Annotated in this window: 8 protein-coding genes and 1 tRNA gene; 3 read left to right on the top strand and 6 right to left on the bottom strand. The window is 73.0% G+C overall.

Annotated features, from left to right (window positions below):
* Positions 1-30: 30 nt before the first annotated feature.
* Both HTV45_RS26495 and HTV45_RS35070 read right to left on the bottom strand, forming a co-directional pair.
* Positions 31-2,637, bottom strand: a complete 2,607-nt coding sequence (locus HTV45_RS26495) for a ComEC/Rec2 family competence protein (protein ID WP_215208409.1) — start codon at positions 2,635-2,637, stop codon at positions 31-33.
* Complete coding sequence (locus tag HTV45_RS35070; RefSeq protein ID WP_308309758.1) at positions 2,634-3,728, bottom strand: ComEA family DNA-binding protein; 1,095 nt, start codon at positions 3,726-3,728, stop codon at positions 2,634-2,636. The genes HTV45_RS26495 and HTV45_RS35070 overlap by 4 nt, the downstream gene beginning before the upstream one ends.
* A 75-nt stretch (positions 3,729-3,803) precedes the next feature.
* Here HTV45_RS35070 and HTV45_RS26485 point away from each other — a divergent pair, with 75 nt between their 5' ends.
* Positions 3,804-4,058 carry a hypothetical protein gene (locus HTV45_RS26485; RefSeq protein ID WP_215208407.1) on the top strand — a complete coding sequence of 85 codons (255 nt, stop codon included), beginning with the start codon at positions 3,804-3,806 and terminating at the stop codon, positions 4,056-4,058.
* A 274-nt stretch (positions 4,059-4,332) separates the two neighbouring features.
* Here HTV45_RS26485 and HTV45_RS26480 read toward each other — a convergent pair whose 3' ends face one another.
* The 3 genes from HTV45_RS26480 to leuS form a co-directional block, all read right to left on the bottom strand.
* Positions 4,333-5,178, bottom strand: a complete 846-nt coding sequence (locus tag HTV45_RS26480) for a DegV family protein (RefSeq protein ID WP_215208406.1) — start codon at positions 5,176-5,178, stop codon at positions 4,333-4,335.
* 94 nt (positions 5,179-5,272) lie between these two features.
* Positions 5,273-6,028 (bottom strand): hypothetical protein, encoded by a 756-nt coding sequence (locus HTV45_RS26475; RefSeq protein WP_215208405.1) that lies wholly within the window; start codon positions 6,026-6,028, stop codon positions 5,273-5,275.
* Positions 6,029-6,311: 283 nt separating this feature from the next.
* Positions 6,312-9,185: a leucine--tRNA ligase gene (gene leuS / locus HTV45_RS26470; protein WP_215208404.1), complete on the bottom strand. Its 2,874-nt coding sequence runs from the start codon at positions 9,183-9,185 to the stop codon at positions 6,312-6,314.
* A gap of 483 nt (positions 9,186-9,668) precedes the next feature.
* Here leuS and HTV45_RS26465 point away from each other — a divergent pair, with 483 nt between their 5' ends.
* Both HTV45_RS26465 and HTV45_RS26460 read left to right on the top strand, forming a co-directional pair.
* Positions 9,669-10,937 (top strand): ferric reductase-like transmembrane domain-containing protein, encoded by a 1,269-nt coding sequence (locus HTV45_RS26465; protein WP_215208403.1) that lies wholly within the window; start codon positions 9,669-9,671, stop codon positions 10,935-10,937.
* Between the two features lie 281 nt (positions 10,938-11,218).
* Positions 11,219-12,829 carry an NADH-quinone oxidoreductase subunit NuoF family protein gene (locus HTV45_RS26460; protein WP_215208402.1) on the top strand — a complete coding sequence of 537 codons (1,611 nt, stop codon included), beginning with the start codon at positions 11,219-11,221 and terminating at the stop codon, positions 12,827-12,829.
* 85 nt (positions 12,830-12,914) lie between these two features.
* Here HTV45_RS26460 and HTV45_RS26455 read toward each other — a convergent pair.
* Positions 12,915-12,987: transfer RNA gene (locus HTV45_RS26455), tRNA-Ala, on the bottom strand.
* Positions 12,988-13,120 lie beyond the last annotated feature (133 nt).

Genomic DNA, 13,120 nt, shown 5'->3' with positions numbered 1-13,120 from the left:
AATTCCGATCGTTCGTCACTCCGGGCGCGGTCAGTGGCGCACCACACGCAGTTCATTCCTTCCCGCTTCTCCGTCTCCGCTCTCGCCGCTCCCGCCGTTCTCGCCGCCGAGTACCGCCAGCGCGCCGTCCCGGTCCGTGCGCAGCACCGTCGCTCCCCCGGCGCGGAGCGCGGCGACCGTGCCCGGTGCGGGATGTCCGTACGTGTTGCCCTCGCCCGTGCTGATCAGTGCCAGTCGCGGGGCCGCCCGGCGCAGCAGGTCCGGGTCCTGGTGGGCCGAGCCGTGATGGGCGACCTTGAGAACGTCCACGGCGGTCAGTTCCGCGGCCGCCGGTGATCTCGCCAGGGCCCGCTGGGACGGGGGTTCCAGGTCCCCGAGCAGCAGCAGCCGCAGCCCCGCCGTGCGGACCAGCATGGCCACGCTGGCGTCGTTCGGTCCGTCCGCCGCCGGGTGGGTGCCGGGCGGCGGCCACACCACCTCCCAGGACAGGTCGCCCGTGCGCCGTTCCTCACCGGCGGCGGCGTGGGTCACCGGGATGTGCCGGGCGGCCGCGAGCCTCCGCACGGACGCGGCCTGGTCCGCGGGCTGCTCGAAGGCCGTCGTCCCGATGGCGCCCACCGCGCGTCCGCGCAGGACACCGGGCAGGCCCGCCACGTGGTCGGCGTGGAAGTGGGTCAGTACGACGAGCGGGACGCTGGTGACGCCCAGGGTGCGCAGACAGTGGTCCACGAGGGCCGGGTCGGGTCCGGTGTCGACGACCACGCCGGAGCCCTCCCCCGCCGCCAGCACCATCGCGTCACCCTGCCCCACGTCGCACATCACCATGCGCCAGTCCGGCGGCGGCCAGCCTGTGATCGCCCGGGTCAGGGGTCTCGGCTGCGTCATCACCAGGACCAGCAGGAGCGCGCAGGCAGCGCACCACCAGGGGTGTGCCAGGAGCCTGCGTCCCAGCAGGAGCGCCACCACGGTGACCGCGCCGAGTCCTGCCGCTCCGGCCCAGCTGCCGGGCCAGTCGATGCCCGCGCCGGGCAGCGCGGCCCCGGTTCTGGCGACCTGGGCGATCCACTCCGCGGGCCAGCTCGCGCACCACGCCAGTGCCTGGGCCGCCGGCATCGCGGCCGGCGCCGTGGCCAGGGCGAGGAAGCCCAGCACCGTGGCCGGCGCGAGCGCGAACTCGGCGAGCAGATTGCACGGGACCGCCACCAGGCTCACCCGCGCCGCCAGCACGGCGACGACCGGTGCGCAGAGTGCCTGGGCGGCGCCCGCGGCGGCCAGCGCCTCCGCGAGGCGGGGCGGCACCCCGTGCCGGCGCAGGCCCGCGCTCCAGCGCGGGGCGAGGGTGAGCAGCGCGCCGGTGGCCAGCACGGAGAGGAGGAAGCCGTAACTGCGGGCCAGCCACGGGTCGTAGAGCACCAGGAGCAGGACGGCGGTCGCGAGGGCGGGGAGAAGTGATCGGCGGCGGCCGGTGGCGAGAGCGAGGAGGGCGACGGATCCGCAGGCGGCGGCCCGCAGCACGCTCGGGTCGGGCCGGCAGACGACGACGAACGCGAGGGACAGCACCGCGCCGAGCAGGGCCGTGGTCCGCAGGGAGATGCCGAGCCGGGGCGCGAGTCCGCGGCGCTCGGTGTGCTGCGCCAGGCCGGGCGGACCGAGCAGGAGGGCGAGGAGGATCGTGAAGTTGGCACCGGAGACGGCGAGCGTGTGGGTGAGGTCGGTCTCCCGGAAGGCCTCGTCCAGCTCCGGGGTGATCCTCGCGGTGTCGCCCACGACCAGTCCGGGCAGCAGGGCCCGCGCGTCGGCCGGCAGTTTGTCGGTGGCCTCCCGCAGTCCGGCCCGCAGCCGCCCCGCCAGCCGCTGCGGAGCCGAGGGCCCGCCCACGGTCTCCGGTCCGTCGCGCCCCCTGACACGCAGGACCGCCGCGAACCGGTCGCCTCCGGTCATGGCCGGTGCGAACCGTGCCTCGACCCGCAACCGGGTGGAGGGGAGCAGGCCGAGCCAGGGGGAGCCCCGGCCGTCGCCGGGTGGCGTGGTCCGTCCGGCCGGGCCCGTGTCGACGATCAGCAGAACGGGCGCCCGGGTCCGCTGCGCCCCTCCCCCGGCCCGCTCCACGCGCCGCACGTCCGCCTCGATCAGCACGGACGCCGGGGTCAGGTGGTTCCCGCTGACCCTGGGCCGGGTGAGCCGGGGGTCGGCGGTGACCATGGCCTCAACGGTGACCCGGGCGTACTCCCCCGCCAGCGCGGGCACGGGTCCACGGCGCAGATCCGATCCGTGCAGTCCCGCCGATCCCGCGGCGGCGGCCGCGCAGAGCAGCGCGGCGGCCGCGGCGTGGGCGGTGGCGCGTCCCCGCGCCGTCAGCCGGCCACGGGCCACCAGCAGCACGCCGGCCGCCGACAGGGAGCCGCATACGGCACCCACCACCCAGGTGGGCGGCGCGTGCAGCATCAGCGCCGCGGTGACCCAGGCGGCCAGGGCCGGCGGGACCAGTCGCAGGTCCAAGGGCCCCTCCTGCCGCGGATGCGCGGCCCCGAGCCGCTTCCCGGAGGCGGCGTGGACGGGCGGACGGGCGGTGGTGCTCGTGACGTCGGTGGCGGAGGCGGCGGCTTCAGGGGCCGTGTCCGTGGTGCCGCCGCTCATGGCCGTACGAGGTCACGCAGGTCCGCGAAGCGGCGGTCGCCGATGCCGTTGACCTCGCGCAGTTCGTCCACGGAACGGAAGCCGCCGTTGCGGGTGCGGTGGTCCACGATGTGCTGCGCCAGCACGGGGCCGACTCCGGGAAGACCGTCGAGCTGTTCCAGCGTCGCGGTGTTGAGGGATACCGGCGCGGTGGGGCCGGCTGCCGCGCCGGCCGCACCGGGGGCGGTACCGGACGTCTGGCCGGCGACTGCCGGGCCTCCGACGACCACCTGTTCGCCGTCGACGAGAAAGCGGGCGCGGTTCAGGGCGCCGATCTTGGTACCGGGCCGCACCCCGCCCGCCGCGCGCAGGGCGTCGTCGACGCGGGAGCCGGCCGGCAGGCGGTGGACCCCGGGCTCGCGTACCTTGCCGCTGACGTCGACCACGATCGCGGGAGCCTCACCGCCCGCCCGGGCCGCGTCGGCCGGTGCACCCGGTGGCACGCTGTCCGCGTCGTCCGCTCGCGCCCCGTGGGGGACGGCGGCCCGCACCACCTCCGGTGCCCGTACCGGCTGGGTGCGGCCCGTCCAGAAGTGCTGCACGGCGAATCCCACGGCGACGACGAGAAGCACCGAGAGGGCGACGACGCTCCGGCGCTCCAGTCCGCATCGCGTCTGCACCCACAGTGGCAGGCGGTCCCGCAGAGCGGACCCCACCCGCTCCGGGCGCCGCCCCGGGGGAGGCTCCCGCCCGGTTACGCCGTCGCCCGTCTCCCGCTCGCCGACCCCGGCCCCGGCCCCGGCCCGCTCCTGCCCGTCCACCGGGCGACCGCCGCGGCGCGCGGACGGATGGTCCCCCTGCGCCGGGGCAGAATGCCCCGGGCCCGCCCGGCGGTCCTCCCGCGGTCCGTGCTCCACCGCCACCACGCGCAGAGGAACGGTCGGAGGTCCCGGCACGGACGAACGCGCCGACGGCGCGCGGTGACCGAGCGTCGCATGATCCGCGGACGTCCCACGGCCCGCCACCGCGTGATCCGCGCGTGGCTCCCGGCCCGCCCCCGCGCGTGGGCGGCCCGGCGGGGGACCCGGCACGAACGAACGCGCCACCGTCACACGACGGCCCCCTGCCGTTCGGCCCGTGAGGTACTGACGGTCGGTGGCTCCCGCTGCCCGGTCCGCGGTGGAGCGGTGCCCGCCCTCCGTGCGCGCTCGCGCCGTCGTGGCGCGCGTCCCGGACGCGCGGGCCCCGGCCTGCTCAGCGTTCACGGCCGCCGACGCGTCGGTCCGACCGGCGCCATCCGGCCCGCGCGCTGCCCAGCTCGGCACGCGCCTCGCGGCTTCACCGGCGACTCCCGCGTCCTTCGCGTCCCCCGCTCCACGATCGCCGTCGACCTCGCCGTCGCCGCCGCCGTCGCCGTCGCCGTCGCCGTCGCCGAACAGTGACTCCGCCCGGCGCCGGAGTTCCTCCGCAGACGCGTGGTCGCGGGAGCGGTACCCGTGGCGGGGCCGGGGCCCGGCGGGGCGGCGGTGGCGGGCACGGCTCTCGGAGGAGGGGCCACGGCCCGGTCCGCTGGTCGGTGTCGCTGTGCGTGAGCGTGATCGAAGTGCCATGCCAGGAGCATCCGGCACACCGGCCCCAACACGATGATCTTGCCTGTTTTCGGTGGATCACCGCCTGCTTGTGGACAACTCCGTCACCCCTGCGAGCGCACCGGCCTCACCTGGCCGAGACCACGACCCCCAGCAGCCCGGGCCCCGTATGCGCCCCGATCACGGCGCCCACCTCGCTGACATGCAGATCGGCCAGTCCCGGCAGCCGGGTCCGCAGGCGCTCCGCGAGCGCCGCCGCGCGTTCGGGGGCGGCCAGATGGTGAACGGCGATGTCGACATCCGCCGCGCCCGCCCGGTCGGCGGCGATCTCCTCGAGGCGGGCGATCGCCTTCGATGCCGTACGCACCTTCTCCAGCGGTTCGATACGGCCGCCGGCCAGCTCCAGCAGCGGCTTGACCGCCAGCGCCGAGCCCAGCAGGGCCTGCGCGGCGCCGATCCGGCCGCCGCGGCGCAGATAGTCGAGGGTGTCCACGTAGAAGTAGGCCGACGTGCCGGCCGCCCGCTTCTCGGCGGAGGTGACCGCCTCGTCGACGGTGCCGCCCGCCTCCGCGGTCTCCGCCGCCGCCAGCGCGCAGAACCCGAGCGCCATCGCGATCATGCCGGTGTCCACGACCCGCACCGGAACCGGTGCCTGCCGGGCGGCGACCACCGCCGCGTCGTAGGTGCCGGAGAGCTCGGCGGACAGGTGCAGGGAGACGATGCCGGTGGCGCCGGATTCAGCGACCCTGCGGTAGGTCTCGGCGAAGACCTCGGGGCCCGGCCGGGACGTCGTCACCGGGCGCCGCTTCTGCAAAGCCTGGGCGAGGGACCGGGTGGAGATCTCGGTGCCCTCCTCGAGGGCCCGGTCGCCCAGCACCACGGTCAGGGGGACCGCCGTGATGCGGTGCCGCTCCATCGTCGGGGCCGGAAGGTAGGCCGTTGAATCAGTGACGATCGCGACATGGCGGGACATGAGCTGGAGGTTACCTGGCGTAGTGCCCGTGCGGCAGCCCGGCCCCGCGGGCCGCCTGTGGCCGTGGCCGGATCAGGTGGTGCTCAGGTGGTTCTCAGGTGGTGCTCTCCGGGCGCGGCTTCTTCTGCCAGGGGTAGACGGGACGCTGGGCGGGCGGGTCGAGTGCGGGCCGCGCGGTGTCCGCGGTGTCCTGTTCCGGCTGCTGCCCAGCGGCGGGCTCCGGGGTGTCGGGCCAGGTCTGGCCGGCCGCCGGAGCGTCGGCGGCCGGCGCCTCGGGCCAGCGCGGGGGCGCGGGCTGCTGCTCCGTGGTGGTCCAGTGCCGCAGGGCCCCGGTCTCCATGTCGATCTGCCGGCTCAGGGAGTCCAGGTCGTCTCCCGCGAAGCGGTCGGCGCGGTCGCGGACCGCCCAGCGCAGGGAGTCCGCGGAGCTGGTGACCCGCTCGGTGCGCTCGCGCAGTTCGGGCAGCCGCGCGGAGAGGGTGGTGCGGTCCGGTTCGGATTCCAGGCGCCTGAGCTCTCCGTCCAGTTCATGGCCGTGTGCGCTCAGGCGCTGGAAGAGGCCGAGGGACTCCCTGATGGACTCGTCCTCGGTGACGGCGGACTCCAGCGCGTCCTGAGTGGCCCGCATGGAGGTGCGCAGCCGCAGCCGGAGCTGGGCGATCTCGCCGGCCGGGCCCGTCTGGGCGAAGGCCTTGGCTCTCAGGGTGTGGTCCTCGACCGTGCGCCGGGCCTGGGTGATGTGGCGGTCGGCGCTGCGCTTGGCGGCGCCGACGACCTTCACCGTGGCGTAGACGCCGAGCACCACAAAGAGCACGAAGAGCAGGGCGACCACTGCGAACACCGCTTCCACGAGGCTCCTCCTCCGGGCCCTTCGGCCTGTTCCGGCACACTCCGCGCCGCTCTTCAACGGTAAACGCAACGGGCGGGTGCTGAGTTCCGCGAGAACCCCCACCCTGCCCGTAGGGGACTACCCCGAGCCACGGCCGGATCCGGACACGAGGCCCACCCTTCACCCAGCCCTTTACCCAGCCCCGCGCCCGGCCACCGGACCGGACCGGACCGGCCACCGAACCGGACCGGACCTGCCACCGGACCGGACGGGTCCCGAGGAGACCAGCCGGCCCCGCGCCACCTCACGCCGGAACGATGTTCACCAGCTTCGGCGCCCGCACGATCACCTTGCGGATCCCGGCCCCGTCCAGCGCCGTGACGACCTTCTCGTCGGCCAGCGCGGTCTTCTCCAGCTCGTCCTCGGAGATGCCCGGGGACACCTCCAGGCGCGCCTTGACCTTGCCCTTGATCTGCACGACGCAGGTGACGGTCTCGTCGACCACGTACGCCGGGTCGGCCACCGGGAAGTCCCGGTGCACCACCGAGTCGGTGTGCCCCAGCTTGCGCCACAGCTCCTCGGCGATGTGCGGGGCCAGCGGCGCCACCAGCAGCACCAGAGCCTCCGCGACCGGACGCGGCAGGGCTCCGGCCCGCTTGGTCAGGTGGTTGTTCAGCTCGGTGACCTTGGCGATGGCGGTGTTGAACCGCATGCCCTCCAGGTCGCCGCGCACGCCGTCGATCGCCTTGTGCAGCGCGCGCAGGGTGTCCTCGTCCACTTCCTCCGTGTCGACGACGGTCACCTCGCCGGTCGCCTCGTCGACGATGTTGCGCCACAGCCGCTGCAGCAGCCGGAACTGACCGACCACCGCGCGGGTGTCCCACGGCCGCGACACGTCCAGCGGGCCCATGGCCATCTCGTACAGCCGCAGGGTGTCGGCGCCGTACTCGGCGCAGATCTCGTCCGGGGTGACCGCGTTCTTCAGGGACTTGCCCATCTTGCCCAGCAGCCGGGAGACCTTCTCGCCCTGGTACCAGTAGCCGCCGTCGCGCTCCTCCACCTCGGCGGCCGGTACGGCGATGCCCCGGCTGTCGCGGTAGACGTAGGCCTGGATCATGCCCTGGTTGAACAGCTTGTGGAACGGCTCGGCGGAGGAGACGTGCCCCAGGTCGAACAGCACCTTGGACCAGAAGCGGGCGTACAGCAGGTGCAGTACGGCGTGTTCGGCGCCGCCGACGTACAGGTCGACACCGCCGTGCGGCATGCCCTCGCGCGGGCCCATCCAGTACCGCTCGATCTCCGGGTCGACCAGTTTCCCGCCGTTGTGCGGGTCCAGGTAGCGCAGCTCGTACCAGCAGGAACCGGCCCAGTTGGGCATGGTGTTGGTCTCGCGGCGGTACCTGCGCGGGCCGCGGCCGTCGCCCAGGTCCAGGGTGACGTTCACCCAGTCCTCGTTGCGGGACAGCGGTGTCTCGGGCTGGGTGTCTGCGTCGTCCGGGTCGAAGGTGCGCGGCGAGTAGTCCTCGACCTCGGGCAGCTCCAGCGGCAGCATCGACTCGGGCAGGGCGTGGGCGGTGCCGTCCTCGTCGTACACGATCGGGAAGGGCTCGCCCCAGTAGCGCTGGCGGCTGAACAGCCAGTCACGCAGGCGGAAGTTGACCGTGCCCTCGCCGTGGCCCCCGCGCTCCAGCCAGTCGATGATGCGGGTCTTGGCCTCGGCGACGCCCAGGCCGTCCAGGGACACCTGGTCGTTCGACGAGCCGATGATCTTCGCGTCGTAGGAGGAGAAGGCGTTCTCCCACGTCGCGGTGTCCGTGCCGCGGCCGTCGGTCGGTTCGACGATGCAGCGGATCGGCAGCTCGAAGGCGCGCGCGAACTCGAAGTCACGCTGGTCGCCGGCCGGTACGGCCATGATCGCGCCGGTGCCGTAGCCCATCAGGACGTAGTCGGCGATGAAGACGGGCACCCGCTCGCCGTTGACCGGGTTGGTCGCGTAGGAGCCGATGAAGACGCCGGTCTTGTCCTTGGCCTCGGCCTGCCGCTCGACGTCGGACTTGGAGGCGGCCTGCGCGCGGTAGGCGGCGACCGCCTCGGCCGGGGTGGCGTGGCCGCCGGTCCACACGTCGTGGGTGCCCTCCGGCCAGGTGCCGGGGGTGAACTTCTCGACCAGCGGGTGCTCGGGCGCCAGCACCATGTAGGTGGCGCCGAACAGGGTGTCGGGGCGCGTGGTGAAGACGGTGATGTCCTCGCCGTCGATGGGGAAGTCGACGCGGGCGCCCTCGGAGCGTCCGATCCAGTTGCGCTGCTGCAGCTTGATGGCCTCGGGCCAGTCCAGGGCGTCCAGGTCGTCCAGGAGGCGGTCGGCGTAAGCCGTGATCCGCATGTTCCACTGGCGCAGCTTGGCCTTGAAGACGGGGAAGTTGCCACGCTCGGAGCGGCCGTCGGCGGTGACCTCCTCGTTGGCCAGGACCGTGCCCAGGCCGGGGCACCAGTTCACCGGCGCGTCGGAGGCGTAGGCCAGGCGGTACCCGCCCAGGACGTCGGCGCGCTCGGCTTCGGTCAGCTCACTCCAGGAGCGGCCGCCGGGGACGCCGCGCTCACCGGACTCGAACCGTTCGATCAGCTCGGAGATCGGGCGGGCCCGCTCGGCCTCGTCGTCGTACCAGGAGTTGAAGATCTGCAGGAAGATCCACTGGGTCCACTTGTAGTAGTCCGGGTCGATCGTGGCGAACGACCGGCGCTTGTCGTGGCCCAGACCCAGCCGGCGCAGCTGGGACTTCATGTTCTCCATGTTGGACTCGGTGGAGGCGCGCGGGTGCGTGCCGGTCTGCACGGCGTACTGCTCGGCGGGCAGGCCGAAGGCGTCGAAGCCCAGGGTGTGCAGGACGTTGTGCCCGGTCATGCGCTGGAAACGGGCGAAGACGTCGGTGGCGATGTAGCCCAGGGGGTGGCCGACGTGCAGGCCGGCACCCGACGGGTAGGGGAACATGTCCATGATGAACTTCTTGGGCCGGGCGGCCAGCTCCGCGTCGCCCGCCAGGTCACCCTTGGGGTTGGGCGCGGCGTACGTCCCGTCGGCGTCCCAGAAGTCCTGCCAGCGTGCCTCGATCTCGGCCGCCAGGGCGGCCGTGTAGCGGTGCGGCGCGGCCTCCGCGGCTGCGGGGTTCGTCTCGCTCATGATCCTCAAAGCTCCATCGATCGTCTCTGCCCGCTGCTGCGGCTCCGGCGGAAATGAAAAATCCCCTCGCACAGGAGGGGACGCCGCGCCGATTCCGGCCTGCCGGTCACCGGCGGTCGGGACTGATCAGCGCGGCCCGCTAAGCAGAAGGCGTACGGCACGCATGGCGTCAGGGTACCGCAGCCGCCGATCGCGCCGCGACGCACTTCCACGCCACCTTGACCTCGGTTCAAAGTTACTTCGCGTAACAACCACTAAGGGACATCACAACGTCCTCATTGTCTTTTGATAACAGCGCAATAACTCAAACCTCGTACTGATCGGTACGACGGGGCTTAGAGTTCGGCAGCGGGACCGCTTTACCGAACCGTTCGGAGTTGCCCCCATGAACCCTCGTCCAGACAGCAGCCCACCCCTCGCTCGGGGCCGGTCGGCTGCGGCTCCGTCGTGCCCGCTCCGCGTCGTGACGTCGGGAGGCAGGCCGTGAGACCGGACGACAGCACGGCGGACGACTGGCTCGCCGAGTTCCTCAGTTTCGGTGTGGGCGTGCTGTCGCTCGTCTGCCTCAGCTGCTCGGTGATCTGGGGACTCATCGCCCAGGACCGGATCCTGCTCGGCCCGCGCCAGCGGATCCTGGCCCAGGCGGTGCACCGCTCCACCGCGGTCGCCGCGATCGTCTTCCTGCTGGTGCACATCGGCATCAAGGTGGGCCAGGAGCACACCACGTGGATCGCCGCGGTGATCCCCTTCGGGCTCCTCCTCACCGACGACGAGGCCGTCACCGGCCGGGCGTTCCTCATCGGACTCGGCACCCTCGCCGGCATGCTGATGATCTTCGTGGGCATCACCGGCGTCCTGCGCAACCGCTTCGCCTCCCCGGCGCCGGTCGCGGCCCGCTGGCGGGCGATGCACATGCTGGCCTACCCGGCCTGGTGCGCCGCGCTGGTGCACGGCCTCTACGCGGGTCGAGCCGCGAAACCGCTGTTCATGGTCCTCTACGGCCTGTCCCTGCTCGGCGTCATGGGCGCGCTCTCGCTGCGTGCCTCCCCGCCCCGCGTCAAGCGCAGAATCGCCGACCGGCTCACCGAGCTGCTCGGTGCCGCCGACCAGCGGGACCGCGAGCAGCTGGAGGAGAGCCGGTCGCGGGCAGCCGGGTCCGCCCAGCCCGGATACGACGGCGGGCGCGGCTCCGAGCGGGACGAGCGGCGCCCGCGCGGGGAGCGTCCGCGGTACGAGAGCGCGGAGTCCCCGCTCTACGAGACCGCCGAACGCGTGCCGGCCCCGGAGCCGGCGAACGGCTTCGCGGCCGCCTACCGCGCGGTCTCCGCTCCCGCCACACCACCGGGCCAGACCCCCCTCACCGACGCGACCGCCCGCATGGAGATGCCGCTCGGCATGCAGCCCACGGAGGCCATCCCGCGCGTGGACGGCCCCTCCAGCACCTCGGGCAACTGGCCGATCCCGTCCCCGCCACCGGTCGGCGAGGCCCCGCCCTCGGCGTACGACCCCCTCAATGACACCGGATACAACATCCCGGCCTATGACAATTCGGTCGGCTCCGGCTTCGGTTCAAGTGATGTGTACGACACCGGTGAGACGAACGGCCTCTACGGCACGTACAACCCGGGTGACACGTACAACAGCGGTCCCGCCACTGATCCACCCCCCGGTGCGTCGCCGTCGCCGTCCTATGACTTCGACGCACCGGGTTCGGGCGAACCTTGGAACACGCCCTCCGGAGGTTTCAATTGACCCCTCCCCCGACAACAGCAGGGGATTCCTGGCTCAGGCTGTCCACCCACCCAGCCGGCCATCGAGTCTGACGCTCATCACACCGGCCGGGACGGAACCCGCCCGGTCGCCCTCAGGATGGAAGAGTTGCGCGTATTCGCTTCTCGCGACGCACGACAGCCGGCCGGCCTCACCGGGCCGGCGGTCTGTCCCTTTCGGGGCGAAGACTCATGTCCTTCCCCGCCCCGCAGGAACCCGATTGATCCTCCGGCTGAAGCCGGGGGCACCCCCGGAGGTCGCCAGTGAACGAGGCCCTGCCCGACGTACCCGAGGTCCGCGTGGTCGGCCTTCCCCAGCTCACGTCGGGCTTCGACCTTGTGGACCGGCTCGATCTGCCCATGCACCTGAAGGTGCACGGGCCGCTCGAGCCGCTGGGCGGAGAGCAGCTCGCGCAGCTCGCCGAACGCATCAACCTCAGGGGGCGCGGCGGCGCGGGCTTCCCCTTCCACAAGAAGCTGCGCTCGGTCGCCGAGACGGCGATCAAGCGCGGTGTCCGGCCGGTCGTCGTCGTCAACGGCAGTGAGGACGAACCGGCCTGCCGCAAGGACACGGTGATGATCAACCGTGCCCCGCATCTCATCCTGGACGGCGCGCTGCTGTGCGCCGAGGCCATGGGTGCCCGCACGCTCGTGGTGGGGGTCACCCGGGAGTCGACCCAGCGCTCCATGGAGGCCGCGCTGGCCGAACGCGGCCTGAACAACGGCCGCCGCTCCGCGCTGCGCGCCCGCGTGCAGCGCAACCCGGTCCGTATGGTCACCGGTGCGGCGGCCTCCCTGATCCGCTCGATCGACGGCGGTCCGGCGATCCCGCCGGGCCGCAAGACCAGCGCCTCGAAGAACGGCGTCGGCGGCGCTCCCACGCTGCTGTCCAACGCCGAGACCTTCGCCCAGCTCGCCATCGCCGCCCGTATCGGCCCGGAGCGCTACTGCAACACCGGCCTGTACGACGAGCCGGGCACCGTGATGCTCACGGTGTCCGGTGCGGTGGCCCGCCCCATGGTCATCGAGGCTCCGACGGGGGTGCCGCTGCGCTACATCCTCCAGCTCGCCGGTGCCCCGCCGGTGCCCCAGGGAGTACTGACGGGCGGCTACCACGGCAAGTGGATCGACGCGGCCACCGTCAACGAGGCGATCGTCTCCCGCAACTCGCTGGACGCGGTGGGCGGTGCGCTCGGCGCCGGGGCGATTCTGCCGATCAGTCAGGACACCTGTCCGCTGGGCGAGTCGCTGCGGGTCGCCCAGTGGCTGGCGGAGGAGAGCGCCGGGCAGTGCGGTCCCTGCTATCTGGGGCTGCCGGCCGCGGCGCGCGGTCTGGAGGACATTCTCAACGGCGGCGGTCCCGCCGCCCTGGAGGCGGTCAAGCAGGTCGCCAAGAACGTGAAGCGGCGCGGCGCGTGTTCGCATCCGGACGGCTCCGCGATGTTCCTGGAGTCGACCGTCAAGGCGTTCACCGACGACCTCGCCGCCCATGTCCTCGGCAACGGCTGCGGACGGCCCGTGGCGGGCGTGCTGCCGCTCTTCGAGGGGGGCAGAGCTCCTACGGGCATCCCGGGCGGCGGAGGCGAGGAGAACGGCCCCAGCCGCCAGAAGATCTTCGTCGACTGGACGCTGTGCCGGGGCCACGGCCTGTGCGCCGACATCCTCCCGGAGGTCTTCCAGCTCGGCGCGGACGGCTTCCCGACGGTGGCTCAGGCGCAGGTTCCCCGCTTCGCGGAGGCCAAGGCGCTGCGCGCGGTGCGCCGCTGCCCGGCGCTGGCCCTGCGCATCGAGGAGGGGGCGCCGCAGGCCAAGGCGCCGTCACGCAATCTGCCGGTGCTCTCCCAGGGGCGCGGCCGACGGGCTCTGGGCCGCTGAGGAAGCGGGTCCGCCGTGCCGCCCGCCTCCGGGCGGCACGGNCGAGGGCGGACCACCCGTTCGGATGGTCCGCCCTCGACTTCTGTGGAGCTAAGGAGAATTGAACTCCTGACCTCCTGCATGCCATGCAGGCGCTCTACCAACTGAGCTATAGCCCCTCGCACCGCTCCGCGGGGTTTCCCCCGCGGCGACGCCAACTTTACACGGTCGACCCGGCCCAACACCAAATCGGTTTCACCGCACTCGCGCATGTCCGAAATGCCCTCATGGAGAACACACCGCCGGTCAAGC

Origin of the sequence: Streptomyces sp. CHD11 (assembly GCF_018638295.1) — a bacterium.
Classification (GTDB): domain Bacteria; phylum Actinomycetota; class Actinomycetes; order Streptomycetales; family Streptomycetaceae; genus Streptomyces.
Note: the sequence above shows the minus strand (reverse complement) of the source record. Positions and strands in the feature narration are given on the sequence as shown.